The organism is Methylophilus sp. OH31, assembly GCF_000576615.1.
In the GTDB taxonomy this organism is placed as follows: Bacteria; Pseudomonadota; Gammaproteobacteria; order Burkholderiales; family Methylophilaceae; genus Methylophilus.
This window is the reverse complement of sequence record NZ_BAUS01000004.1, coordinates 439,013-465,095: the sequence shown is the minus strand read 5'-3', so window position 1 is coordinate 465,095 and position 26,083 is coordinate 439,013. Positions and strand designations below refer to the sequence as shown.

Sequence of the window (26,083 nt, the reverse complement as noted above, 5' to 3'; positions counted from 1 at the left end):
ATGCTGATTTCAAAGCGGTGCATTTAAATTGAAAATATTCAAACGTGCATTGTCTGCAGAGCTGATGTCCTCAGCGTCTGCCATTTTCCTGATTATCCTGGGCATTGTCGTGGCGCAACGCGCCGGTAACATCGTGCGCCAAGTATCTAAAGGCATTTTGCCCAATGATGCCATTGGTACTATCCTGACCTTTAGCCTGGTGCAGTTCATGCCCATGATGTTGTCTCTCGCCATTTTTCTGGCAGTGCTACTTACCCTGACCCGCTGGCATCGTGATTCAGAGATGGTGATCTGGATGAACGCCGGGCTGAGTTTGCGCCAATGGGTACTGCCGATCTTGCGTTTCATTACACCGATTGTGCTGATCATCAGCTTGTTCAGCCTGATCATCATGCCTTGGGCGAATGAAAAAGCCGACAATTATCGCGCTCAGCTAAAAAAACGTGATGAGCTGTCCTCTATCAGTCCGGGCACCTTCAAAGAATCGAATAACGGCGAGCGTATCTACTTTATCGAAAGCTTCGATAAGCTGGGCTATGAGGTCAAAAACATATTTGTGCAATCCAAACAAAATGGCAAGACCGGCATTATCACAGCCAACAGTGGCAACCGCTATAAAGCCCCCAATGGTGATAATTTTTTACGCATGGAACACGGCAGGCGTTATGAAATCACGCCCAATACACTAGAGGTGATGACCACCGAATTTGAGCGCTACGACATCCGTGTGGAAATCAAGGAAGCAGCGCCCGCATCCAGTACCGCACAGACCAGAACAACACAATCATTGATCTTTGGTGCCACGGCCGCAGATCATGCTGAATTGCACTGGCGGCTGGCTATCCCGATTTCAACCATTGTCATGGTATTGCTGGCTATCCCACTCAGTTTTGTTGACCCGCGCGCCGGGCGCTCGCTAAATATCATGTTTGCCATCCTGATATTCATTATCTACAACAATATGCTGAGTATCTTCCAGGCCTGGATTACCCAGGGCAAGATATCAATTCTGGTGGGCCTATGGCCAGTCCACCTTATATTCGCCCTGCTCGGCTGGTATCTCTACCACCGCCGCAAATATCTCAAGCCATTGATTCCTGACTGGTTTAAACGCCGGGGCAAGCGCATAAAAACATGACGCTGACTATCCTCAATCGTTACTTCTGGAAAGAAATCAGCTTCAACATCATGCTGGTGTTGCTGGGTTTGCTCGCCATGTTCTCTTTCTTTGACCTGTTGCAAGAGCTGGATAGCCTTGGACGTGGTCACTACGGGATTAACAGCATGTTGATTTATGTCGGCCTGAGCATCCCCGGGCACATTTATGAAGTCGCACCCGTGGCTGTGCTCTTAGGGATAGTCTATACCCTGGGTGCCATGGCCTCGAGTTCAGAACTGATCGTGATGCGTACCAGCGGCATTTCTTTACAAATGATTGCCAAAATGCTCTTAAGCATTGGGCTGGTATTTGCACTCATCACTTTTTTGATTGGTGAAATCATCGCGCCAATCAGCGAAAAAATGGCACAACGCATCCGTATCCAGGCCACCGACTCGGTGGTGGCGCAGGATTTCCAGTCCGGTTTATGGATCAAGGATGGCAGCAGTTTTGTCAATGTTGCCACTGTCATGCCTGACACCAGCCTGGTGGATATTCGTATTTATGATTTTGACGCACAATTCCGCTTGCGTAATATCAGCCACGCCGACAAAGGCTACTTTGAAGATGATCACTGGGTGTTGTCGAATGTGACACAAACCAAAATGCACACCAGCAAGTCGGCACAAAACAATTCCGTCACCTCGCAGTTTTTCAAACAGACGAAATGGGAGTCGCTGATCCGGCCAGAGTTACTCAATGTACTGCTCGTGCTGCCAGAGAAAATGTCGGCCTGGAACCTGTACAGCTTTATCCAATACCTGCATCAAAACGGACAACGTAGCACCCGCTACCAGGTCGCACTCTGGTCCAAACTGGTGTATCCATTGGCCTGCCTGGTCATGGTCGTGCTGGCGCTGCCATTTGGCTTTTTGCAGCAACGGGCTGGTGGCATCAGCGCCAAAATCTTTGCCGGCATATTCCTGGGTGTGGTCTATCAGATCATGAACCGCGTGTTTGTGCATCTTGGCGTGCTCAACGACTGGTCACCACTGGTCAGCGCCATCAGTCCCACGCTGCTCTTTTTAGCGGCCGGACTCGGCATGCTTTACTACGTTGAGCGACGATAATACCAAGGCCTAAACCGGCGGCAATACCATAATGCGAGAGCCTAACAGACGGTCATGCAAAAACTGTTGTTCGCGGTCCAGCAATGCCCACCACAAGGTCAACCCGGCAGGTAATAGCAACACGCCGGCCAACACATAACGCATCACCGCTTGCTGCACATCGAGCAACTGCCCGTGCTGATCAACCACCTTTAACCTCCAGGTCTGACTGGCCAGAGTTTGTCCGGTCACCACCCAGCAACGCACAAAATAAGCCCCCATCACCAACCACAGCAAGGCCTGCAAGCCCAGCCTTTTCCAGCCATGACTGGCGTCCCCCAGCAACATGACATAAGCGGCTGTCAGTGCCAGCGCTAACGCCAACAGCAATAGCGCTTCATATACCACCGCCAGATACCGTTTAATTAAATGCTTCATTGTTTTAAGTCCACATAACAAAAACCCCGCAATTGCGGGGTTAGGCAGAAAAAAGCAGGATTACTTTTGATCCCAGCTGTCTTCCCACATACAGTGTCTGATTTTGTGACGGTTAGCAATCAGTTCATCAATACTAGGCTCGTCGTTCAAAGCACGCTTCAATGCCAGCTTGATCGCTTCGTAGTTGTTTTTGTACAGATCAGCCTTGTCCAGGTTCGCTTCTTTGGCACAGCCCGGGTCCACCCACAGCAATGCCACGATGCACAGATCATTCACCAGCTCTTTAGGGATAATACCCTCGATCACGGCATCCGTAATGCCATCAGCTACACCAGCTTGCACCACGCCGCCGAACAATTCAATGTTCAATGCGTCTTTCAAAGTTACTTTTGGCACCATCATGGTCGCTGGGCGTACCATCTGGTTGATATCACGCACAGCGAACATGGCCGTGTGACCTTTGGTCTGCGCCATCATGTTGGCAAATGCAGCGCCTACTGGACCATCGACAGAACCGATCAAGATTTCCGGCATGGCGGCAGTAACGTCTTTGCCTTCAGAAAACACGGTCGCTTCACCGGCTTTAAATACGATTTTTGACATGAGAATTCCTTTTATGTCTGCAAGTTGGAGAAAAACTTAAGCCGTAATTATACCAGTTCAAGTTGCATATCTATATGCAATATATCGGCATCACTGTAAGGCTCACTGCATACCTCAAAGCCCACTTGCTGATAAAAACCGACTGCATGCATTTGCGCCGACAGTCGCGCATGACTGACTTCCAACTGCTGGCAAACCTGTATGGCCTGCAGCAACAAGGCCTCCCCTACACCTTTTCCACGCCACGCTGCGAGCACGGCCATGCGGCCAATATGCCCGTCAGGCAAGACTCGGGCACATGCCAAAAATTGATCGCCCTGGCATGCCAGCAAATGAATCGCTGCCTCATCAGCGGCATCCCATTCCAAGTGCACCGGCACGTGTTGCTCATCTATGAATACCATCTGCCGGATATGTCGGCATTCCGCCCACAAGGGATGATGTATATCCAGTCGATGGATACTGAGCTGAATACGTTGCACGGCCATCGCCACTCCGGATCAAATATCGCAATTGTACCTGTATTGCAATTGTAGTTAGCCGCAGGCATCATACGTCCTTTATTAAAAACAGGATTTGAGGAAAAGCTATGTGTCGTTTTCAAACCGCAGCAGCCAGAATTTTGCTGGGGCTGGTATTTTTTGGGGTGGTGATTTTAAAGTTGATGGCTATTCTGAATACGCCTGATGGCTACCTGCAATATCAGATGACCCTGGGCCAGTTTGGATTGCCAGCGGTGTTCGCCCCCTTACTGATCCTGGTTCAATTTGTGTTTGGCCTGTTATTGATCATCGGCTTTAAAACTCGTTTGTCAGCGCGTGTACTAGGCGTGCTGGCCGCGTTCATGGCCGTGATTCTGGCCCAGGCTTCACTGGACGCCTTCTTCGCCTATATGGGCATTGCCGGTGGCATGTGGCTGCTGAGCATTTACCCTGAAACGGCTTGCAGCCTGGATAACCGTAACAAATAATCTGCCACATAGGTAGCAAAAAAGCCGGGCAATTGCACCGGCTTTTTGTTTGCTTGCAAATCAGGCTAGCCTTTGATTTTAATCCCCAGCTGCTTGAGTTTACGATACAAATGCGTACGCTCCAGGCCGGATATTTCAGATAAACGGCTCATATTATTTTTCACCAGACGCATGTGATACTGAAAGTAAAAACGCTCGAACTCATCACGTGCTTCACGCAAGGGCTGATCAAGATTGAGCGGCATATGCTGCTCGGCGGACTCGGTAGCCTGACCCTGAAAATTGGCCAGCACACGCTGCACATCGGTTTGCGTGATGGTATCGGCCAGGCTGGTCATCAACAGGTTCTGCACCACAGACTCCAGCTCATCCAGGTCACCCGGCCAGTCAGCATTGCGCAAGGCATTCAGGGCCGCGACATCAAACGATTTATAGTCAATCTTGCTGGCCTCCACCATCAAGGTCGCCATGGCACTCACCAGGTCAGGGATATCTTCCTTGTGCTCATCCAGGCATGGTACTTTCACCGCAGCACCGGCCAGGGTTTGCAATAAAGACTGCTCCAGCATGGCTTTTTCAATCAGTTGCGGCAAACCATGCTCACTGGCACAAATCACGCGCACGCCATATTTCTCAGACTTATTAATCAGTAAGCTCAGGCCTTTTTGCTCAGTTTTGCCCAGCCTGGTGACTTCATCGACAAACACCACACCTTCGCGTGCCTGCTCCAGGATTTCCATCGGCGCAGTGACTAACTTCTCATACTCGGTGAGCGCTACCCACGGCGTGTTGTGCGGGCGCAGGAACTTGGCACATAAAGGCACACTACCGCCTTTTTTACCAATCAGGAACAAGGTATTTTTATGCCGTGCCAGTTGCTCAAGACGCTGCTTGAGCTCCTGAATCACCGCGCTTTTGCCAAAGCTGGACAGGTTAATTTCAGTGTGCGCGAGATGCTCGGTGTGTTTAATGGCTGCGCCCACGGTTTTGAGCAGCTTTTGCAACGCGATGGGTTTTTCAAGAAAATCAAATGCCCCGAGGCGCGTCGCCTCAACTGCGGTATCAATGGTGCCATGGCCGGACATCATAATGACCGGCATGGTCAGCAATCCGGCATTGGCCCATTCCTTAAGCAGGCTAATACCGTCGCAATCTGGCATCCAGATGTCCAGCAAGACCAGATCCGGGCGTAGCTTGAGACGTTCGTCCCTCGCAATCTGTGCGTTCTCTGCCAAGCGCACGACATGCCCTTCATCTCGCAAGATGTCGCTCAACAACTCCCTGATGCCTATTTCGTCATCGACCACCAAAATATTACGTGAAGCCATGGTACTTCCTTACACGATGCGCTCAACGCGCCGACGCTGTTGTTGTTTATCTACCGGCAAGCTGATGGTGACGCTGGCGCCCCCTTGTGGCAGATTGTCTATGCGAATCTGTCCACGCTGCTCTTCTATCATTTTTTTCACAATGGCTAATCCTAATCCTGTCCCGTGGGACTTGGTGGTGACATAGGGCTCGAACACCCTGGCCATCACATCGGTCGGAAAACCACTGCCGTTATCGGTCACGGTTAATTTTATACGCTCGCCATCATAATCGGTCAAGATAACAATGTGCGGTTCACTCACTTGTGTCAGGGCATCCTGTGCATTTTGCAGCAGGTTATGCAAAATTTGCCGCATCATGGTCGCATCGGCATGTATCTCTGGCAGTTGCTCATGCAACGTCAATACCAACTTGACTGCTGAAGCGTTATACAGGCGGCTGACATCACGAATTAAAGCATTTAAATCCAGTTTAACCAACTGCACTGCCGGCGTTCTGGCGTATTCACTAAACTCGTTGACCATGTTCTTCATGGCCTGTACCTGGTTGACAATGGTATCGGTCGACTTAAACAACATCTCGGCATCTTTGCTATCCAGCTTGTCTTGCAATTTAAGCTGCAAACGCTCGGCCGAGAGCTGTATCGGTGTCAGTGGATTTTTGATCTCGTGCGCCAACCGCCTGGCCACTTCAGCCCAGGCCGCATCACGTTGCGCTTGCGCCATGGCGGTCACATCATCAAACACCACCACCAGGCCGTGCCCGGCACCTTCTGGCAACCGGGTCACGCGCAACATGAGGATCTGCGTACCATGCACGCCTTCAATGTCAATCTGGCTGGTCAGGTGCCGCTCATGATGGTCAAATTGCAAGGTATCCTCATAGTGCTGCATTACCAACTCGGTGAACGGGCTAAGATAGCTGTTTTCAGCAGCCACTTCGGTAAAAATCTTGTTTTTAAACCCGACCAGCGAAATACCCAGAATATTGGTGGCCGCCAGGTTATACACGCGTAGTTCTGCACGCTCATTAATGGTCATCACGCCTGAGCTCAAATGCGACAGAATCGCCTCCAGATAGGCACGTGCGGACTCTACGTGTTGACGGCTTTGCTCGGAGGCATTTTTCGCCTCCTGCAACTGCCGCGTCATGCTATTAAACGACTTCACCAGCACACTGAGCTCGTCTTTACCAAACGAAGGCAGTTGTTGTGAGTAATCACCGCTGGCAATCAGGCGCGTCCCCTCCGCCAGTACGGTGAGCGGTTGCGCCATGCGACGGCTGAGGGCAAACGCGATGGTCAAGGCGCCCAGCATGGATAGCAACAGAATCATGGTCAGCGTCAGCATGAAAATATCTTTCAAAGACTGACGGCTATAAGACAGGGTTTGGTACTCGCGATAGACGTCCTGTACCGACTCTGCAGTGTTCGAGAGTGCTTTTGGTACAGGTTGCATCAACTGCAAAATGCGCAGTTCGCCCGTAATACCCAAGGGCTCCACCGGCGTCAGTACTCGCATATACAGGCCCTTGCCGGGGATGGGCTCGATTTTTCCATAGACGCCACTCCGAGCCTGGCGTAACTGCGGCACCGAAGGCAGCTCAGGTAAGAAGCTGCTGGGATCAGAACTGCTCACGGCCAGAATGGCGCCTTGTGCACTGAGTAAAGCGGCATCCTGGATGCCTGCTTTCTCCCGCAAATCATTGATCTGGCTGTAATGGGAGCGCGCGGGCTGCAACGATAGAGACACCGCCATGCTTTGCGCTTTCTCTTTCACATCCCCCAACATGATATCCAGTGCCCGCTGGCCCAAATTCAGGCCGCCATCCAGTGCAGACTCCACCTTAACGTTAAACCAGGACTCAATCGAACGTGAAAGAAAATTGACCGATACCAGGTAGACGATCATGCCGGGGATGAGCGCCATGAGCGCAAAAGTGACCAACAACCTGAAGTTGAGTTTGCTGCCGACCTGTTTGGTTTTGGTAGTGCGGTAAAGATGGCGTAGCTGGTAAGCAATCACACCCAGCAACAACAAGGCCAGGCCGGCATTGATATAGAGCAAAACCAGATAGTAATCACCGCTGATAGCGGTATTGGCACTGGCCAGCGACAGCAGATAAAGCAGGGCTGCTGCCAGCGCAATCGACAAAATCAGGACATAACGCATAACGTTAGCGCAGTGTTTCCTTCACCCACCAGCTAAACGTGGGGGTTACCAGCTCCCAGTCACTTTCGCCCAGGGCATCCAGTTGCAATGCTTTAGGCAGTTTGCTGGTATCCAGGTGCATCTTGAGCGCGGCCTGGTAGGGCTGATTTTTTTCAAGCGTGGCATGCGGTACGAGGCGCCAGTCATGGATCAGGCCCAGCTCACGTCTGGCCTCACCCAGGCTATCAAACACTTTTTGCTGTTGCGGATAGTTGAGCAGGTATTGTTTGGTGAGCGCATGATAATTCAGTGTCACGGAGCGGCGTTCGGTGACCACCTCGTCGTCAAACCAGTATTTGAGGGGTTTGATAATCTGGAACTCATATAAAAAAGTCAGTGCGACGCCTTTACTCAGCGCCTCTTCTAGCGCACGGCCAAACTGGATATCAATGTCCGCATCCAGTGTCCACACTTCATCCCGCAACACCAGCTCTGCACTACGGATATGCGCGTGATTGCCACCAGCGACCGCCACCCAGGCGGTCAGGCTCAGCAACAGCGCGATCCATAACCAGCGACTAATGTTTTTGCAGGAGTGCATAAAACAATCCGTCATGCTCAGCGGTGGGCAATAACTGACCACCAACCTGGTGCTGACAAGGTAATGTCGACACATCAAAGGCGACCGGCAACCTTGTCGCATCGGTGTGTGTGGTTAAAAATTGCTGAATTTGCATTTCGTTTTCTTGTTGGAATATCGAGCACGTCACGTAGAGCAATTTACCGCCTTTTGCCAGCATTTGCCACAAGTTCGATAAAATTTCCTGCTGTGTACGGGCAAATGTTGCCAGATCCTGAGGTCTACGCAACCACTTCATATCCACATGGCGGCGCACAATGCCAGAAGCACTACAAGGCACATCCGCCAGAATACGGTCAAACAACTGGCCATCAAACCAGCCTGACTGGGCAGCATCGCCTGTCACCACCTTGGCTTGCAAGCCCAATCGCTGCAAGTTCTCGTGCACGCGACGTAAACGTTCAGCTTCTACATCCAGTGACAGCAATTCAACATCACTCGTTTCCAGCACGTGGCAAGTCTTGCCACCGGGCGCACTACAGGCATCCAGCACGCGCATGCCAGGTTGCAAATCCAGCAAAGGCGCAGCCCATTGCGCACCTGCATCCTGCACACTGACCCAGCCCTCTTCAAAAAACGGCAGCTTGCTCACCGGCAAGGGCTGCTGTAGCTGAATAGCGGTGCCACCCAAATGGTGGGAGGCTATCCCCGCTGTTTGCAACAACTGCATATAAGTCGCAGGGTCGGTCTTGCGCACATTCACACGCAAAGTCATGGGTGGATGGCTATTACCCACTTCGAGTATCGTTTGCCAATCCTGCGGATATTGCTGTTTCAGGGTATCTATCCACCATTGCGGATAGTTAAATTGCACCTCTTCACGCCTGGCAATGTGAGATTGCAAATCCGCACGCTGGCGCAAAAAATTACGCAGCACAGCATTGACCAGACCTTTGGCCCAACGCTGCCCGGTTTTACCGGCCGCCTCTACCGCTTGGTTGACCACGGTAAAGTCATCATCTGTACTATGTAATAGCTGTGACAATGCCACCAGCAACAACGCGTTAACACGCTCATCCGTTACTGGTTTGGGCGTCAGTGCTTTGAGATACGCTGCAGATTCTGCATAGAAACGCAAGGTCAGATAACTGTAATCCTGCGCAGCGGCCTGTTGTTGCGGCGTCGCCAATTTGACCTTACGCAATGCCTTGGGCATGGAAACAGTCAGGTTATGTCCGGCCAACACTTCGGCCACCGCATATGCGGCAATGAGCTGAGCAACTTGCAACGATAATCTCTGGGCAAAAAAAGCTATTCTACTTGATGCGCCCCGATTGCACAGTGAAAAACACGCGCAATAAAAAAGGCTTTCATCAGAAAGCCTTTTTCAAGTAAAAACATCAGCAGCTAATACTGGTTCGCCAATGCCAGCAAACGGCGGATACGCTCTTCCGTTTGCGGGTGGGTACTAAACAAACCAGCCAAATCTGCACCGGATAACGGGTTGATAATCATCATCTGCCCGGTTTCAGGATGCTGCTCAGCTGTCATATTCGGAATCTGGTGCGCATAGTTATGGATTTTCTCCAGCGCAGCGGCCAGGGCTTTCGGATCACGGCTGATATCCGCCCCCATGCGATCCGCTTCGTATTCACGTGAGCGTGAAATCGCCATTTGAATCAGCGAGGCTGCCAATGGTGCCAATACCATGATCAAAATACCGATCAGCGGATTAGGCCGGTCTTCGCCCTCACGATGGCCGCCACCAAACATCAGGCCAAATTGCGCAATCGATGAAATTGCCCCGGCTACTGTGGCTGAAATGGTCGAAATCAAGGTATCACGGTTTTTCACGTGCGCCAGCTCATGCGCCATCACACCGCGCAACTCGCGCTCACTTAAAATCTGCATAATGCCAGTGGTCGCTGCCACCGCTGCATTTTCTGGATTACGGCCGGTGGCAAAGGCGTTAGGCTGGCTTTCGTTAATCACAAACACGCGCGGCATAGGCAACTCAGCACGTTCCGCCAACTCTTTCACCATATTGAAATAATTACGGAATTGGCCATTGCCAAAATTATTGTCAGCATTGATTTCTACCGCACCATACATTTTCAGCACGGCCTGGTCACTGAACCAATAGGCATAAAAGTTCATACCGCCGGCCAGCAATAAGGCCAACAGCATCCCGCCCTGACCACCCAAAGCGCCGCCCACGGCTACAAACAGAGCCGTAATGGCCGCCATCAGCACAAAGGTTTTGGTCCAGTTACCTAACATACTTACTCCTTGAATACATTTAATACCACTTCCCTAATATGCGGGGATGACAGGTGTTTTTCAATGCCCGGTGTTAAAACACCGCTTAGAAAAACCGGTCACCGACCTGCACATGCTGCCCCTGCACAAACTGCTGCGCCGTCTGCCGTTTACCACCGGGCATTTGTAATTCATAAATCTCTAATGCACCATCACCGCAAGCGACGCGCAAAGGTTGTGTTTCAAGCACCGTGCCCGGCTGGCCGTGACCGGCTGTCACTTGAGCAAACCACAGCTTGCAGACTTGTTCGTTGAACTTGGCCGTGGCGACCGGAAACGGGTTAAACGCCCGTACCTGTCGTGAGAGCTGTTGGGCAGACTGATGCCAGTCGATGGCAGATTCGGATTTCTCCAGCTTGTGGGCATAGGTCACCAGGGATTCATCCTGCACTTCAGAGGCTAACTGACCCGTGCTTTGCAGTGTATGCATGGCTTCTACCATCAAACGTGCACCTTCGCGGCTGATGGCATCATGCAGGCTTTGGGTTGTATCCGCCTCGGTAATAGCGACCGCCCACTTGCTAATCATATTGCCAGCATCCAGCTTGGGCACCACTTCCATAATCGTCACGCCAGTCTCGGCATCGCCAGCCAGAATGGCTCTATGGATAGGCGCCGCGCCGCGCCAGCGTGGCAGCAGTGAGCCATGGATGTTGTAACAGCCACGTTGAGGGATATTCAGTACCGCAGTGGGGATAATCAGGCCATAAGCAGCCACAATCATGACATCGGCATTGACCGCCGCAACCTCCGCCTGCACGTCAGCAGGTTTGAGGCTTTCTGGTTGAAACACGCGCAAGCCATGTTGCAAGGCCAGTTGTTTGACCGGGCTAGCTTTCAATTGCATGCCCCGCCCGGCTGGACGGTCTGGTTGTGTGAGCACCATGACGATCTCATGACCGGCATCCATTAACCCCTGCAAAGCAGGCACGGCAAACTCCGGGGTTCCGGCATAAATAATTCGCATGCAAATCCCTAATTAATAACTATTGCGTTCGATTTCGCGCGCGTGCTTGACCATTTTGCTGCGGATGCGGTTACGTTTGAGCGTTGACAGGTACTCCACAAATACCTTGCCCTTGAGGTGATCCATCTCATGCTGGATACAGACACTGAGCAGGCCATCGGCATCCAAGCGGTATGTCTTGCCTTGCACATCTTGCGCTTCTACCGTGATGAACTCGGCACGTGTGACATTCTCATATACGCCGGGCACAGACAAGCAGCCTTCTTCATAATCCTGGCTACCAGACTGGGCAATGATTTTCGGATTAATCAGCACCAGCAAATCATCTTTGTCTTTGCTTAAATCAATCACAATCAGCTGAATGTGTTGATCGACCTGTGTCGCAGCCAAACCAATGCCGGGCGCATCATACATCGTCTCGGCCATATCGCTTACCAGCTGCTGCAACGCGGCATCAAACACTTGCACCGGCTTGGCCACGGTGTGCAAGCGCGGGTCAGGATATTGCAAAATTGGAAGTAGTGCCATGCTCTACAAATCTTTCCATTCAATAGTTTGTGGGAAAACAGGGTAAAACGCCCGCTTTTTCACCTTGATAAGAACTTTAAACCCATGCTAGATTGGTCGACATTGCGCAGATGCTGCGCACCGTTGGTGCTGCCCATCCTTTTGTGCTGCATATTACAGAGACGCCACATGACCAAAATTGTTCAAATTATAACCTTGCTTGCGCTGGCTTGTAGCAGCTTGTTGGTGCGTGCTGAAGAAATTCCTTTGCGCCCGCAACATCCCGATCGCCATGTCGTGGCCAAAGGCGACACCCTGTGGGACATTTCAGCCAAGTTCCTCAAGAACCCCTGGCAATGGCCACAAATCTGGCAACTTAACCGTGAACACATCAAAAACCCGCACTGGATTTACCCCGGCGACGTGATTGTACTCGACACCAGCAGCGGCAAACCGGTGTTAAAACTGGTACGTGAATCAGTGACACTGGAACCCGGTGTCATCGTCACTCCCATTAAAGGCGATGCAATTCCAGCGATTCAGCCGAACACCATCCTGCCGTTCCTGACCAAACCCATGCTGATCTCGCCAGAGGACCTGAAAGCCGCGCCGCGAATTATTGCTGCGCAGGAAGAGCGTGAAATCCTGAGCCCTGGCACCCATATTTATGTGCAGGGCTTACCGGAATCGGCCAGATCGGTGTGGGCGATTTACCGCGAGGGGGAACCGGTCAAGAATCCTGAAAATGGTGAAATCCTCGGCAATGAGGCACACTATCTGGGCGAAGCAAAATTACTGCGTTCAGGCCAGCCAGCTACGTTAACGGTGACTCAGGCCAAAGAGGAAATTGCCGTCAAAGACAAACTGATTGCGATGGAAGATGAACTCAATCCGGCCTATATTCCCCATGCACCAGACATGCCGATTCAAGGCCAGATTGCGCGCGTGAGTGAAGGTATTAACGAAACCGGTTATGGCCGCGTCGTCGTGCTTAACCGCGGTGAAGAGCAAGGCGTAGAGCGCGGTCATGTGCTATCCGTGCTACGCAAAGGCGCCAGCATGGTGGACCCGGAATCAGATCCGAAAAAACCTGTGACTATCCAGCTGCCTGATGAGCCGGTCGGCCTGGTCATGGTGTTCAAAACCTTCCCAAAACTGTCTTATGCCTTGGTGATGCAAGCCTCTCAACCGATTCATGCCGAAGATGTGGTCAGCACCCCATGATACACAAGCGCTACAGTGACGATCACAACTGAACACACCGCCCCCTGGATTGCGCTCAGCCTGGTAAACGGGCTGGGCAGCGTCACTTACTGCCAGTTACTGCTTAGTTTCAAAACGCCTGAAGCCATTCTGGCAGCGCCTTATTCAGCACTGCGCGACCTGGTCAGCAAAGAGGTTGCTGATGGTATCCAGCGAGCCATGGATGATCCGCACATTGCACACACGCTGACCTGGCTGGATCAAACCGATAACCACCTGATCACCCTGGGCGATCCTTATTATCCGCAACGATTGCTGGACACAGACCAGCCACCGCCGGTTTTATATGCCAAAGGCAACCTGCAAACCCTTAAAAGACCGGGCCTCGCCATTGTTGGTAGCCGCCATGCCACACCGCAAGGTGAAGCGACTGCCGAGAATTTTGCCGAAAGCTTATGCCGCGCCGGATTCGCCGTAGTCAGCGGACTGGCGCTGGGGATTGATGGCGCCGCCCATCGTGGCGCACTGAAAGCAGATGGTGCCACCATTGCCGTGGTCGGCACCGGGCTAGACATTGTTTACCCGGCCAGGCACAAGGCGCTGGCGCATCAGATCGTGCAATATGGGCTGATCCTCTCTGAATACCCGTTGGGCACGCCATCGCTCACGCATAACTTCCCACGGCGTAACCGCATTATCAGCGGCTTATCTGAAGGTTGCCTGGTGGTAGAGGCCAATATTGACAGTGGTTCGTTGATTACGGCCAAACAAGCCATCGAGCAAGGACGTGAAGTATTTGCGATTCCAGGCTCAATTCACTCGCCGGTGGCCAAAGGGTGCCACGCCCTGATCAAGCAAGGCGCTAAACTGGTCGAATCGACCGACGACATTTTGAGTGAATTACGCCATATCCGCCTGCCAAACACGGCTTTGGCGATTAGCCCGAATGGGCCATCGCCCGAGTGGACTAATTTACCTGCCGAAGCAAGCCCAGTATTGGTTTGCATGGGATTCGACCCCCTGTTTGCAGAGCAGATCTCAGCCCGCTCAGGCTTGACGCCAGAACAAGTTTCCACCATGCTAACACTACTTGAATTAGAAGGTGTGGTCAGCCATCTCGCCAGCGGTCAGTTCCAGCGACTCGCCTAAAGACGGACTCAGGCTCACCCCAACAGCGCTGTCTATGCAACAGCGTGTTTGAGGAGACTATATACATGTTGGAAGTATTGATATTTATTTATCAAAATTACTGGGATAAACATGATGCGCTCGAGTTGAAAGAAACCGACGAAACCATCATGGCTTACGAGTTATCCCAGGCAGGATTTAACCATCAGGACATTTTACACGCGGTAGACTGGGTCAAAGACCTGCGCCGCTCGGTACAGCAACCACTGTATCTGCACGACCCTGCTGCCATTCGTATTTTTTGCGAGATGGAGCGCAGCAAGATCAATGACGAAAGCTTAAACTTTCTGACGCTGTTGCAACGCAGTGACATCATCACGGCCTACGAACGCGACTTGATTGTGGACCGTGCCATGGTGTTACCGCAGGAAACACTAAGCATGGAAGATATCCGCTGGATCACCATGATGGTGCTGTGGGATGAAACACGTAAGCAGGACTACCTGTTTGTAGAAGACGCCTTGTTTAACCCACAAGGTCTTTCACTACAGTAAGCCTGAGAACGTAAAAAAGCGCGACCGAACAGGCCGCGCTTTTTTGTTTTCTGCCAGCTACAATTGCCGAATAATCTGGCCAATAATACCGGCCTGGTTCAGCGTATAAAAATGCATTTTATCCACGCCAGACGCAATCAGCCTGGCACAAATATCTGTCACCACATCCGCGCCAAATGCCCGCAACGACGCCAGGTCGTCGCCATAAGCCTCTAAACGCAGGCGCAGCCAGCGCGGGATCTCGGCACCGCACACATTAGAAAAACGCGCCAGCTGCGTGTAATTATAGATAGGCATGATGCCGGGAATAATCGGCGCCGTCACACCCATTTTTTGCGCGGCCTCGACAAAGCGGAAATACGCATCCACATTATAAAAATACTGTGTGATGGCTGAGTCCGCACCTGCATCAATTTTACGCTTGAAGTTTTCCAGGTCTTTTTGCGCAGACCCTGCTTCGGGGTGAAATTCAGGATACGCCGCCACCTCGAGGTGAAACCAGTCACCAGTTTCGGCGCGGATAAAGCTCACCAACTCATTGGCGTATTTAAAGTCACCTGCGCTCACCTCACCTGAAGGAATATCACCGCGCAAGGTGACCAAACGCTTGATGCCTTTGGCTTGATAAGCTTGCAGCAACTCGCGGATTTCTTCTTTACTCGAAGAAATACAGGAAATATGCGGTGCTGCGCCATGGCCCGCGGCCTGGATTTCCAGCACGCTATCCATGGTACGGTCACGCGTCGAACCGCCTGCACCAAAGGTCACTGAGAAAAACTCTGGTGAAAATGCGGCCAACTCATCGCGCACATTGCGCAGATTCGCCATACCTTCCGCTGTTTTAGGCGGAAAGAACTCAAAACTGTAAGAGGTTTTATGATTCACTTGTTTAATCTTTTATTTATGATGCACGATTGGCTTAGTCTTTTTCATTCAGCACAATCGCGCTCAATACCCATGCAATCACGCTATACACCAGCGCACCAATCACGCCCGTCAGCACACTATTGACCGAGAAGCCTTGCAATAAATGGCCGACAAACCAGAACAGCAAGCCATTAATCACGAATAAAAACAGCCCCAGCGTCAGCAAGGTGATCGGCAACGTTAAAATGACCAATATCGGTTTCACCAGCACATTGGCAAAACCAATCACCACCGCCGCCAGCAAGGCAGCCGTAAAGTTCGCGACATGAATGCCCGGTACCAGATACGCGACAGCCATCAGTGCCAACGCATTCAATACCCACACGACCAACAGTTTCAACATGCTGACTCCCCCTGATTAACATGGGGAGAGTGTACACCCAAACCCGCGCCAGTACATCTGACGCAGACTCGGGTGAATCGGCAGATACTCTAGTGCAGATTAGTAACGATAATGGTCTGGCTTGTATGGGCCACTTTTGCTCACACCGATATAGGCCGCTTGCGCGTCTGTCAGTGTGGTCAATTGCGCGTTGAGTTTTTTCAACTGCAAGATAGCCACTTTTTCATCCAGATGCTTGGGCAAGGTGTACACGCCCACCGGATATTTTCCTGTTTGCGTAAACAACTCAATTTGCGCAATGGTCTGGTTAGCAAAGCTGGAACTCATCACATAGCTCGGATGGCCAGTACCACAACCCAGGTTCACCAGGCGGCCTTTGGCCAACAGGATGATGCGTTTACCATCCGGGAAAATCACGTGATCCACTTGTGGCTTGATCTCTTCCCATTGATATTTTTCAATGCCGGCAACATCGATTTCGTTGTCGAAGTGGCCAATGTTACAGACGATGGCCTGATCTTTCATTTTGGCCATATGGTCGTGGGTAATCACATGATAGTTACCGGTCGCGGTGACGAAAATATCCGCATGTTCTGCGGCGTAATCCATGGTCACTACGCGATAGCCTTCCATCGCGGCTTGCAGCGCGCAAATCGGGTCAATTTCAGTCACCCATACTTGTGCAGACAAGGCACGCATGGCTTGTGCCGAACCTTTACCCACGTCACCGTAACCAGCTACTACGGCAATTTTGCCGGCGATCATGACATCAGTCGCGCGCTTGATACCGTCAACCAATGATTCACGGCAACCATACAGGTTGTCAAACTTGGACTTGGTCACAGAATCGTTAACGTTAATCGCCGGGAACGCCAGCTTGCCCTCTTTATGCATTTGATACAGTCTATGCACGCCGGTGGTGGTTTCTTCGGTCACGCCTTTGATGGCGGCCAAACGCACTGAATACCAGTTTGGGTCTGTTTTCAACTTGGCTTTAATCGCATCAAACAGGCAGATTTCTTCTTCTGAGGTAGGATTGGCCACCACGGACAAATCTTTCTCGGCACGGCTACCCAAATGCAACAACAAAGTGGCATCGCCGCCATCATCCAGAATCATGTTGGAGTAGCCACCATCCGCCCATTCAAAAATGCGGTGGGTGTAATCCCAGTACTCTTCCAGTGTTTCGCCCTTCACGGCAAATACGGCCGTGCCAGTCGCAGCAATCGCCGCAGCGGCGTGGTCTTGTGTAGAGAAAATATTACAGGACGCCCAGCGCACATCTGCGCCCAGGTCTTTCAGTGTTTCAATCAACACTGCGGTCTGGATGGTCATATGCAAAGAGCCGGTAATACGCGCGCCCTTCAGTGGTTGTTGAGCCGCGTATTCTTCGCGAATCGCCATCAAGCCTGGCATTTCAGTTTCGGCAATCGCAATTTCCTTGCGACCCCAGGCAGCCAGCGACATATCGGCAACGATGTAATCTTTGATGTCAGCTACAGTATTCATGTTTCAAATCCTTAAAAAGATGAAAACTGAGCAGGGAAAGTTCTAAGAACCGGTGGAAACGTTTGTTCACCTTTTTTCCGTGCTCGCACAGTGAAAAGTGAACGCCGTTGAGATGCTTTGCAGCAAATGCTCTGAGCCTGGGAGTCAGATGACTCTCGCAGCGTTCCTCAGAAGTTGCGGATTATACGCCAACCCGGGCATTTTACAAAAAAGCGGCGACTGCCAAGCGCGAAACAGCGGGCTAAATCACACGCAAATAAATCGTCTGTACGCCATCCCTCAAACTGACCCGGTTACCCCTTGCTGCTCTGCAAAATCACTGTCATACACCTGTGCCATGATGTCATCACGGCAATAAGCAAACAACCAGACAAGGAAAGGTGGCCCGTATGACAATGTATCAAGTGATGGACGAAGAGAACCATTGCATCGCAACCTTTCATCATTTTCAGGAAGCGATTTATACCGCACAAGATTTCACCCTGTGGGATGATGAACATTACTACCATGTGGAAGAGCTGGACATGGCAGTAGCATAAGCGATTGCAAACCCGATTTAAATAAAAAAAGCGCCCGATTGGGCGCTTTCTCGTTTGAGTCTGATGTTGCCTGTCTTACGGCAAACTTTTCATTGCCACCGTCAATGCTTCAGCCGCTTCTGCATCCAGTTGTTTTAATGTATCAACACTGGCCATCGCTTCACCATGTTTGCCACTCGCTTCAGCAATCATGCCCAGGTAATAAAAAGCCTGGCTATGTTGATCGTTCATGCTCACCACACGATGCAGATGCTGTTCCGCCAGCGTCAAGTCTTTGGTTTCATACTCTGCCGCAGCCAGGTAAAACCAGGCTTCGGTATTGCTTGGCTCCTTTGTGGTCCATTGTTCGGCAATCACTTTCAAACCTGCCCAGTCTTTATGCAGGTATGGAAACACCACCTTCATAAAATATGGCCATTCAGCAGCAGGCTTACCCCAGAAAGGCAATTCACTTTTCACCACAATCGGGCCTGCCGGTTTGCTGATCAGGGCTTTCACCCAGTCCACCGACATGTAGTAGTAATAAGCGTCTTTGCCAGGGCTTTTCAAGGTAATCAAGCCGACCAGTGCGCCGCTGTCATCAAACAGGCCGCCACCGCTGGCACCTTGCCTAAAGCTGCTGCTGGCCCGCACAATCACCGAGTCATCCATGGTAAACAGGCCTTTAACCACCCCGCTGGTGCTAACTGGCGCAGCGACAAAGCTGGGATAACCGATGGTGAATACCGGTTGCTCGTATTTGAGTTCACGACTGGATTTCATGGTCACCGGTGACAATGGCAAATCATCCATTTGCAATATGCACACATCATGTTCCCAATCAGGTTTCACGCCAACTGCATGATAGGCTGCCCCGCCGCTGACCACACTGATACTGCTGGCATTGGCGACCACATGACAGTTAGTCACAACCTGGTTTTCAGCGACGACCACGCCTGAGCCCAAGCCATATTGACCATTTTTCAAACCAACTTGCACACGCAACACACGACTGTTTAAATCGTGCATCAGCGCCTCTGCTGGCTCTGCCATGAGTGATGCACTCATGCACCCAAACAATAATCCGATTATTAACTTTGTCATGCCGTGCTCCAATCTGTGACAGCAGGTGGGTGGTGTTACCCGGTTGCCGGTGATACGTTGGAAAGCCTGTTAAGCTTGTTTTAGCAAGACGTATTCCAACCCACATACACGCTGGTTTTAGCACACAGAGACTGCACTCAGACAAAGCACATAACTAAAAAATTACATTAATAATCAAATATTTATAATAAAAAGTCCTTTTACTCGCAACCCAAAAATCAGATTCCATACGCACGGCGATGAGCAGACGGCAATATGCCATTGCACCAAAGAAGTGCGCCATAAGAATGCACGCACAATAAACTGGCATTTTGAATAAAAATCGGAAGAAAACAGCTAAAGAGAAGTCGTACTTGGCACTGACTATGCGCTACGGATAGAGCCAAAATTAGTGGTTGGCGATAAAAACGCGGTTGCGGCCTTGCTGCTTGGCCGCATACAGGGCGGCATCCGCCATTTTCATCAAATGTGCCAAGCCCTGCTGCTCGCTGAGTTGCGAGGTGGACACCAACCCGAATGACGCCGTGTAGTGAATTTGCTCGCCATGATCACTCATGACACTGTGGTCTATTTCGGAGCGCAAACGCTCAATCACGCGCGCGGCCTCGTGCAGATCCGTCATCGGCATTAAGATGCCGAACTCCTCACCACCCAGTCGACCGACCATATCACTGGTGCGCAAGGCACTGACGCAACGCAGACAAAAATTCTGCAAGATCAGGTCACCGGCGTGATGCCCATATTGATCGTTGATTTTCTTAAAGTGATCAATATCAACCATGGCAAACGCAAACGCCGAGCCATAACGCTGACTGCGCCGCACTTCTGATTCGAGCTCGTGAATAAAATGCCGGCGATTGGCAATACCAGTTAAAAAGTCGGTAAAAGCAAACTTGTCTGCTTCAATATGCAGCTGGTAGATACGCCAGGCAACGAAAACACCAACGACCAGAAACAAGCTGAGCAGTAGTGCGGCATAAGTTAAGCCGTGTGTCGTGTGCTTTTCCAGCCGCTGCTGGCTTTCATTCACATATTGGGTAGCACGTTGATTGGCATTTTTAAGCACCGCCTCGTTCAGGCTTGCCACCTCATTAAAGCGTTCGGTCCACTGCGTTTCTATCAGGCGATTGGCATCCGCATAGCGTGTGGCCTCCAGTGCGTGCAAAATCTGGTCACGCACCTGATTCAGCAATGCCAGTTTCTGTTTGAGTTGTGTCACTTGCTGCTGGTCGCCAGAATAACTGCGGGCAATGATTGCAATTTTTTGCTGCGCCAGCTGCTCACGCGCCGCAATAAAATCCACTGTGGTTGCCAGTTGCTTACGATCAGCCTCGATCAGTGTGGCATACAATAAGCTACCGCGAATCTGGTAGAGATCGGCTTCTAAGGCGAGTGCCGCGTTGGCCACAGCAAACGGCTGTTCATAGAGCTTGCGCGTAGTTTGGTGCATCTCACGCATGCTGGAAAAATAAATCCACACAAACAGCAATACGCCGACAAAAGCAATCAGGAACCCGGCGACCAGAATATACAACACGGCATTTTTACGCTGTCTGTTCATTAAGCTGCTCTATGTGAATAATGCGCCTGGAATTAGGTGGTTGCCCTGATCAAGCCAGCCATTACTTTGCCAGCAAGGCCGAAATATACGCCCACTCCTTGGGATCGACAGGTGTAATCGACAAGCGGTTCCCTTTTTGCAAAGTACGCATATTGGCCAGTTCTGGCGCTTCGCGCATTTCCTTCAAACTCAGCAACCGTGTTTTACGTACCAGTTTGACATCCACATTCACCCAGCGCGGATTTTCCGGCGTGGATTTTGGATCAAAGTATTTATGGCCTTCAACAAACTGGAACTTATCCGGGTAAGCCAACTGGCTGACTTCACAGAGGCCGACAATGCCGGGCGTCTCGCAATTGGAATGGTAAAACAGCACGCCATCCCCCAACTTCATCTGGTCACGCATAAAATTACGTGCCTGGTAATTGCGTACCCCATACCAATCCACCGTCTGGTTCGGGAACCCTGCCAAATCATCAATAGAAACGTCCGAGGGCTCGGATTTCATCAACCAGTAACGCGCCATGCCTGAAAACCTTCTTATGTCCAACAAATGTCAGTATCATAAACCAAGTTACAGTACAGCTGACAATCATGGCAAAAAACGTTCTTGGCACCCTACTCATTCCCTGCAGCATGCGCCCAATCACCGGCTTTGTGCGTGATGGTTGTTGCGGATTCCATCCCGAAGACCTCGGCAGGCATACCGTATGTGCAGAAATGACCGATGAATTTCTGGCATTCTCACAGGCACAAGGCAATGATTTATCGACGCCCATGCCAGAGTATGGATTTCCGGGCCTGAAAGCAGGCGACCGCTGGTGTTTGTGTGCAAGGCGCTGGTTAGACGCCAGTGAAGCTGGCTATGCGCCACCGGTGATTCTGGAATCTTGTGATGAAAGTTGCCTGGAAGTGGTCAGCCTGGCCGACCTGATGTATCACGCGTTGCGATAAGCAGATCAGCCAAACATGTGTTTGCCGCCAGGCGGTTAAATAGCTGGGCGCTGGCTGCGACGCGCAAACACCAACATCAAGCCAGCAAAAAGCAGTCCAGCTTGCGCAGGCTCTGGTACAGGCGTAATCGCAGATAACATGCGCTGCCCCAGATACTCATGCACGACGGTCGTCATATGCAAATCATCCCAAAAAAGATACTTATCAGGATCAGCGCAAACAGCGGCGCCGTCATAACAAGCATCTGTTAAATTCGTGAACCCATTGCTCACAGCCAAGGCCATGCCGTTTTCCAACTCAGTTTTGGTATCAAAATAAGTCACACGGGCAGAGCTCGGCAACCCCAATCCGGCAAGCCCCGCAACCAGATAATCGTTATAGTCCCTGGTGTAATCCTCCAAAAACTGAACCACCCCGGCAGAGGCCCCATTAAAACGCGGTGCATCCACCACAGCAGGCAAGCCCAGCACGAGAAAATCGGTCGCGCCTTTGCTATGCAACAATGCCACCATATCAATCATATTTTGCGCAGAATCGTGCGCCGAGAAGGTTTCAATGCCATTACCGCCGCCATCCAGCACGTACAAATGTCCTGCATCAACCGATGGCAAGCTACCCAGGTAGCTCGTCATAAACGTGAGCATATCCGCTGTGGTTGCACCGCCAACCGCAAAATTCTGGAAACTGGCTGGGGCATTCAATCCTAGCCCGGTGGCCAGATACTCAACCGCCGTTGGGCCGTTGGTAAAACGGTAATTGCTATACGGCGCATCCGTCAGGCCCGCCCCAAACAGCTTGTAATAGCTGACCACTGCCGTATCTTCATTGCCACCATCAAAAAGACTATCGCCAATCGCAGTGATGCCGGTATAAGCAAACACCTGCGGGGAAAACAATACCAATGCAAAAAACCAGAAAAATAGCTTGCGCATGACTTCCTCCCTGAATCTAATTGTTAATTTATATGAAACAACTAGATTCTTGACCAATCAAATAAAGATTGCAATAGAAATATTTCATGCAGCAACTATCTGCAAGCATCACCATGGGGAGAGCGTTGTATAAGCAATGTGAAAGGGGTGGGGAATGATGTGCTAAGGGGTTACCTGAGCCGTGCATCCTGAACCAAGAAAGTTCAGGTGGTAACAGCCTAAGGTACATTAGGTTCGCACGCCAAGGGGGTTTTAAAAAACCACCCAACTTAGTGCGATCTCACAGCACCTGATGAGCCGAAACCTATAACAAAGACTAGTTCAAGGAATTTTAGACTCAGGCAACGCCTTAGCACACCGTTTTTATGATACGCCATTTCAAAAAAATGACGATGAAAATTTTATGAAATGAAGCGGATTACAACAATTTGTGCTGGCCGGATAATACATCATCTATTTGCTGCTGCATGGTAGAAATACGTTTTTTTACGTCTCCCACATCCACACCGCCGCTACGCGTATTCAACAACTCATGCGTAATATTGAGTGCCGCCATAATGGCAATCCGCTCAACGCTGACCATTTTGCCAACATCACGAATTTCGCGCATTTTACCATCCAGGTAGCCCACGGCCTGCAGCAAACTGTCGCGTTCTTCATCGGTACAGGTCACGCTCATCGCGCGGCCCATGATTTCGATATCAATCGGATTACTTGCCATGATTAACGACCTTCCTCAGGCAATGCCGACAATAATCGCTCTAACTGAACGCTGGCTTGCGTCATATTCAGCTTCAACGATTGAGACTCCTGATGCAGCCGTGTGACCTCCTGACGCAACTCCACATTTTCGTCACGCAGCTGTCCGCACAAAGCAATCAGCTTCGTCACACGCTCTTCAAGACTTTTTAAATCAGCATCCATCAGCCCATTATCTTTTAAAAAAATGAGTGTGGTCAATAGCTAAGCGCATTTTTTCAAAGTAAATTAACAATTTGAGCACGCCTGCCGAATACAGGTCGACTGGCAAAAAAGCACGCTTTAGACTAGAATGACGCCCAGTTGTCAGGTGCCTTTGCTGTATTTCTACAGGCTAAGGTGAAACTGGGAAACAGGTGCGTGAACCTACATTCACAACTCCTGTGCTGCCCCCGCAACGGTAAGCAAGTGCGGGTCTATCCATATGCCACTGAGTTCAAACTTGGGAAGGCGATAGATCAAAACTTGCAAGCCCGGAGACCGGCCTCGCAACCAACCATTTGCAATACCGCGGGGTGACGGTGTCCGATGATGTATAGGCTTTGCTGTTCAACACGCAAAGCCTTCATTCATTATCCCTACCCCCAAGTATTGATAGACAAACCACATGCGGGGACGCATGTGATACAGGGACAAGATAATGAAAAAAGTCATTCTTAAAGGCCTTATTGGCCTTTCTTTAAGCGAACTCGCCTACGCCGCAGACACTGCAACGCTAGACGAAGTCATCGTGACCGCGACACGCACACCGCAACAACAGGAATCAGTCATTGCCGATGTGTCTGTCATTAATACAGAAGAAATCAAACGTGGCGGCCAAAGCACGCTGATTGAATTACTGCAACGCCAACCCGGCATTGAAATCACCAACAATGGTGGCGCAGGCAAAACCTCAGGCGTCTTTATGCGTGGCACCAACACGGGCCATACGCTGGTATTAATCGATGGTGTACGTGTGCAATCTGCCACAGCAGGCACAACAACCCTTGAGAACATACCGATTCAACAAATCGACCGCATTGAAATCGTTAGAGGGCCGCTAACCAGCCTGTATGGTCAAGATGCAATCGGCGGTGTCATCCAGATTTTCACTAAAAAAGGCGTAGATGGCTTCAAACCTTATGCAAACCTGGGTTTTGGTACTTACGATACCACTCTGGCAGAAGCTGGATTGCGCGGTAAACAAAACGATACGGCTTATGCACTCAATGTATCGGCGAACAAAACCAACGGTTTTTCTTCACTGGACACCAGCAACCCGAACCTGAATGACAAAGACGGTTATCGCAATCTTGCCGTCACAGGAAGCGTGTCTCACAAAATTGCAGAAGGCCATGAAGTCGGCTTAACCTTGATGCATAGCAAGGGGAAAACCCGCTTCGACAATAGCTACAACCTCGATCCATCATCAGCATTCAATCCTGCTTTTTCTGATTACGCCAACTTGCAACAAGATGTCTACTCTCTATTCAGTAAAAATCAAATCCTGAATAATTGGCACTCAACAATACGCATCAGCCAAGGCGTTGATGAGACTGTGAACTACGCAGCGTTAGGTCCCTTTACCAGCGAAAGCAGGAGCTTGTTCAGAACCAAACAGGATCAATTCAACTGGCAAAATGACATTACCCTTCCTATTGGGATATTGACATTGATGTACGATAAATTGATCGACAGAGTCAACTCAACAACGGATTTTGACAAAACCAGGCGCACAAATGAAGGCTATGTAGCCAGCTATGTAGCGAATATCGGAGCACACAGCTTTCAAGCCAGTGCTCGCGAAGACCATAATTCCAGTTTTGGTAACAATGTCACTGGTGGCTTAGGCTATGGGTACAATATTAACGATCAATGGCGTGTCACCGGGAGCTATGGTTCCGCATTCAAGGCACCAACGTTTAATGACTTGTACTACCCAGGCTACTCCAACCCCAATCTGAAACCTGAAAAATCAGACAATTTAGAGGCCAGCCTACGGTACCGCGACGACACATTCAATGCATCCCTGACAGCCTACGAGAATAAGATCCGCAATTTAATTGTCCTCGGGTCTCTTCCTGAGAATATCAACAAAGCCACCATTCAAGGTATCACGCTGGCTGCCAGCAACCGCTGGGATAATTTGGACGTGGGCGGTAGTTTAGACATTCAATCTCCGCGTGATGATGAAACCGATAAACTGCTACGCCGTCGCGCCAATCGTCATGGCCAAATGCATCTTGGCTACTCTTTGCAGGACTGGCGATTTGGTGCTGAAATGGTAGCGTCTTCAGCTCGCTACGAGGATGCGGCCAATACCTTACGCATGAGCGGTTACACACTTTTCAACATGACAGCTCAATACAAAGTCAATCGTGATTGGACTGTGCAAGCACGTGCCAACAATATTCTTGATAAAAACTATTACCTGATCATAGACGGGAATGGCTTTGCTTATAACACCCCAGGCGCAAACTTGTTCGTCAACATCCGTTACGAACCACAGTAATGCGCACTCTGCATCACTAAAACCAATTA

28 protein-coding genes and 2 riboswitches are annotated in these 26,083 nt (G+C 50.6%); of the genes, 9 read left to right on the top strand and 19 right to left on the bottom strand.

Annotated elements, in window-relative coordinates; all coding sequences use genetic code 11:
• The first annotated feature begins 28 nt into the window (after positions 1-28).
• The gene (lptF, locus tag OH31_RS08730) at positions 29-1,138 is read left to right on the top strand and encodes an LPS export ABC transporter permease LptF (protein ID WP_024930432.1); all 1,110 of its coding nucleotides are present in this window, start codon (positions 29-31) and stop codon (positions 1,136-1,138) included.
• Complete coding sequence (lptG, locus tag OH31_RS08725; protein ID WP_019881140.1) at positions 1,135-2,229, top strand: LPS export ABC transporter permease LptG; 1,095 nt, start codon at positions 1,135-1,137, stop codon at positions 2,227-2,229. Before lptF ends, lptG begins: the two co-directional genes overlap by 4 nt.
• A gap of 9 nt (positions 2,230-2,238) precedes the next feature.
• Here lptG and OH31_RS08720 read toward each other — a convergent pair whose 3' ends face one another.
• From OH31_RS08720 to OH31_RS08710, 3 genes are read right to left on the bottom strand one after another with little or no spacing between them, the layout of a single operon-like run.
• Entirely contained in the window at positions 2,239-2,646 is a 408-nt protein-coding gene (locus tag OH31_RS08720) for an RDD family protein (RefSeq protein ID WP_019881139.1), read from the bottom strand.
• Positions 2,647-2,706: 60 nt separating this feature from the next.
• Positions 2,707-3,249: a formaldehyde-activating enzyme gene (fae, locus tag OH31_RS08715; RefSeq protein ID WP_019881138.1), complete on the bottom strand. Its 543-nt coding sequence runs from the start codon at positions 3,247-3,249 to the stop codon at positions 2,707-2,709.
• Positions 3,250-3,296: 47 nt separating this feature from the next.
• Complete coding sequence (locus OH31_RS08710) at positions 3,297-3,737, bottom strand: GNAT family N-acetyltransferase (RefSeq protein ID WP_024930430.1); 441 nt, start codon at positions 3,735-3,737, stop codon at positions 3,297-3,299.
• Positions 3,738-3,838: 101 nt separating this feature from the next.
• On the opposite strand from OH31_RS08710, the gene OH31_RS08705 reads away from it, so the two are divergent.
• Positions 3,839-4,219 (top strand): DoxX family protein, encoded by a 381-nt coding sequence (locus OH31_RS08705; RefSeq protein ID WP_024930429.1) that lies wholly within the window; start codon positions 3,839-3,841, stop codon positions 4,217-4,219.
• 65 nt (positions 4,220-4,284) lie between these two features.
• Here OH31_RS08705 and OH31_RS08700 read toward each other — a convergent pair whose 3' ends face one another.
• The 7 genes from OH31_RS08700 to def all read right to left on the bottom strand — a co-directional run bounded on the left by OH31_RS08700 (position 4,285) and on the right by def (position 12,092).
• Positions 4,285-5,547, bottom strand: a complete 1,263-nt coding sequence (locus OH31_RS08700) for a sigma-54 dependent transcriptional regulator (RefSeq protein ID WP_024930428.1) — start codon at positions 5,545-5,547, stop codon at positions 4,285-4,287.
• A gap of 9 nt (positions 5,548-5,556) precedes the next feature.
• Complete coding sequence (locus OH31_RS08695) at positions 5,557-7,719, bottom strand: ATP-binding protein (RefSeq protein ID WP_019881134.1); 2,163 nt, start codon at positions 7,717-7,719, stop codon at positions 5,557-5,559.
• A 4-nt stretch (positions 7,720-7,723) separates the two neighbouring features.
• Complete coding sequence (locus tag OH31_RS08690) at positions 7,724-8,299, bottom strand: DUF4390 domain-containing protein (RefSeq protein ID WP_019881132.1); 576 nt, start codon at positions 8,297-8,299, stop codon at positions 7,724-7,726.
• Positions 8,277-9,566: a 16S rRNA (cytosine(967)-C(5))-methyltransferase RsmB gene (gene rsmB / locus OH31_RS08685; protein WP_024930427.1), complete on the bottom strand. Its 1,290-nt coding sequence runs from the start codon at positions 9,564-9,566 to the stop codon at positions 8,277-8,279. The genes OH31_RS08690 and rsmB overlap by 23 nt, the downstream gene beginning before the upstream one ends.
• Positions 9,567-9,685: 119 nt before the next feature.
• Complete coding sequence (gene htpX / locus OH31_RS08675) at positions 9,686-10,558, bottom strand: zinc metalloprotease HtpX (RefSeq protein WP_019881130.1); 873 nt, start codon at positions 10,556-10,558, stop codon at positions 9,686-9,688.
• Positions 10,559-10,643: 85 nt separating this feature from the next.
• A complete protein-coding gene (gene fmt / locus OH31_RS08670) occupies positions 10,644-11,564 on the bottom strand; it encodes a methionyl-tRNA formyltransferase (protein ID WP_024930426.1) in 921 nt (306 codons plus the stop codon).
• A 12-nt stretch (positions 11,565-11,576) separates the two neighbouring features.
• On the bottom strand, positions 11,577-12,092 hold the full coding sequence (def, locus tag OH31_RS08665) for a peptide deformylase (RefSeq protein ID WP_019881127.1): 516 nt from the start codon (positions 12,090-12,092) through the stop codon (positions 11,577-11,579).
• Between the two features lie 168 nt (positions 12,093-12,260).
• Between def and OH31_RS08660 the strand changes: the two genes are divergently transcribed.
• The 3 genes from OH31_RS08660 to OH31_RS08650 all read left to right on the top strand — a co-directional run bounded on the left by OH31_RS08660 (position 12,261) and on the right by OH31_RS08650 (position 14,956).
• On the top strand, positions 12,261-13,295 hold the full coding sequence (locus OH31_RS08660; RefSeq protein ID WP_024930425.1) for a LysM peptidoglycan-binding domain-containing protein: 1,035 nt from the start codon (positions 12,261-12,263) through the stop codon (positions 13,293-13,295).
• A gap of 15 nt (positions 13,296-13,310) precedes the next feature.
• Positions 13,311-14,423 carry a DNA-processing protein DprA gene (dprA, locus tag OH31_RS08655; protein ID WP_024930424.1) on the top strand — a complete coding sequence of 371 codons (1,113 nt, stop codon included), beginning with the start codon at positions 13,311-13,313 and terminating at the stop codon, positions 14,421-14,423.
• Between the two features lie 65 nt (positions 14,424-14,488).
• The gene (locus OH31_RS08650) at positions 14,489-14,956 is read left to right on the top strand and encodes a DUF494 family protein (protein WP_019881124.1); all 468 of its coding nucleotides are present in this window, start codon (positions 14,489-14,491) and stop codon (positions 14,954-14,956) included.
• A 57-nt stretch (positions 14,957-15,013) separates the two neighbouring features.
• Here the strand turns inward: OH31_RS08650 and metF are convergent, their stop codons facing one another.
• The 3 genes from metF to ahcY form a co-directional block, all read right to left on the bottom strand.
• Positions 15,014-15,841, bottom strand: coding sequence for a methylenetetrahydrofolate reductase [NAD(P)H] (metF, locus tag OH31_RS08645; RefSeq protein WP_024930423.1), 828 nt, complete (start codon positions 15,839-15,841; stop codon positions 15,014-15,016).
• Positions 15,842-15,875: 34 nt separating this feature from the next.
• A complete protein-coding gene (locus tag OH31_RS08640) occupies positions 15,876-16,226 on the bottom strand; it encodes a phage holin family protein (RefSeq protein ID WP_081755142.1) in 351 nt (116 codons plus the stop codon).
• 99 nt (positions 16,227-16,325) lie between these two features.
• A complete protein-coding gene (gene ahcY, locus OH31_RS08635) occupies positions 16,326-17,735 on the bottom strand; it encodes an adenosylhomocysteinase (RefSeq protein WP_024930421.1) in 1,410 nt (469 codons plus the stop codon).
• Between the two features lie 92 nt (positions 17,736-17,827).
• Positions 17,828-17,910: riboswitch (S-adenosyl-L-homocysteine riboswitch) on the bottom strand.
• 214 nt (positions 17,911-18,124) lie between these two features.
• Between ahcY and OH31_RS15125 the strand changes: the two genes are divergently transcribed.
• Positions 18,125-18,274 (top strand): hypothetical protein, encoded by a 150-nt coding sequence (locus OH31_RS15125; protein ID WP_154650038.1) that lies wholly within the window; start codon positions 18,125-18,127, stop codon positions 18,272-18,274.
• A gap of 75 nt (positions 18,275-18,349) precedes the next feature.
• On the opposite strand, the gene OH31_RS08625 is transcribed toward OH31_RS15125, so the two are convergent.
• The 3 genes from OH31_RS08625 to OH31_RS08610 all read right to left on the bottom strand — a co-directional run bounded on the left by OH31_RS08625 (position 18,350) and on the right by OH31_RS08610 (position 21,444).
• Positions 18,350-19,357 (bottom strand): serine protease, encoded by a 1,008-nt coding sequence (locus tag OH31_RS08625; RefSeq protein WP_242402237.1) that lies wholly within the window; start codon positions 19,355-19,357, stop codon positions 18,350-18,352.
• A gap of 388 nt (positions 19,358-19,745) precedes the next feature.
• Complete coding sequence (locus OH31_RS08615; protein ID WP_024930419.1) at positions 19,746-20,918, bottom strand: diguanylate cyclase; 1,173 nt, start codon at positions 20,916-20,918, stop codon at positions 19,746-19,748.
• A 61-nt stretch (positions 20,919-20,979) separates the two neighbouring features.
• Positions 20,980-21,444 (bottom strand): EVE domain-containing protein, encoded by a 465-nt coding sequence (locus OH31_RS08610; protein WP_019881112.1) that lies wholly within the window; start codon positions 21,442-21,444, stop codon positions 20,980-20,982.
• A gap of 68 nt (positions 21,445-21,512) precedes the next feature.
• On the opposite strand from OH31_RS08610, the gene OH31_RS08605 reads away from it, so the two are divergent.
• Positions 21,513-21,872, top strand: a complete 360-nt coding sequence (locus tag OH31_RS08605) for a DUF2237 family protein (RefSeq protein WP_024930418.1) — start codon at positions 21,513-21,515, stop codon at positions 21,870-21,872.
• A 35-nt stretch (positions 21,873-21,907) separates the two neighbouring features.
• Here OH31_RS08605 and OH31_RS08600 read toward each other — a convergent pair whose 3' ends face one another.
• From OH31_RS08600 to OH31_RS08590, 3 genes are all read right to left on the bottom strand, one after another.
• Positions 21,908-22,804, bottom strand: a complete 897-nt coding sequence (locus OH31_RS08600; RefSeq protein ID WP_024930417.1) for an SGNH/GDSL hydrolase family protein — start codon at positions 22,802-22,804, stop codon at positions 21,908-21,910.
• 418 nt (positions 22,805-23,222) lie between these two features.
• Complete coding sequence (locus tag OH31_RS08595) at positions 23,223-23,525, bottom strand: cell division protein ZapA (protein ID WP_019881109.1); 303 nt, start codon at positions 23,523-23,525, stop codon at positions 23,223-23,225.
• 2 nt (positions 23,526-23,527) lie between these two features.
• A complete protein-coding gene (locus tag OH31_RS08590; protein WP_019881108.1) occupies positions 23,528-23,764 on the bottom strand; it encodes a hypothetical protein in 237 nt (78 codons plus the stop codon).
• A 90-nt stretch (positions 23,765-23,854) separates the two neighbouring features.
• Positions 23,855-24,067, top strand: a riboswitch (cobalamin riboswitch).
• Positions 24,068-24,203: 136 nt separating this feature from the next.
• On the opposite strand from OH31_RS08590, the gene OH31_RS08585 reads away from it, so the two are divergent.
• Positions 24,204-26,054 carry a TonB-dependent receptor domain-containing protein gene (locus OH31_RS08585; protein WP_024930416.1) on the top strand — a complete coding sequence of 617 codons (1,851 nt, stop codon included), beginning with the start codon at positions 24,204-24,206 and terminating at the stop codon, positions 26,052-26,054.
• The last annotated feature ends 29 nt before the right edge of the window (positions 26,055-26,083 follow it).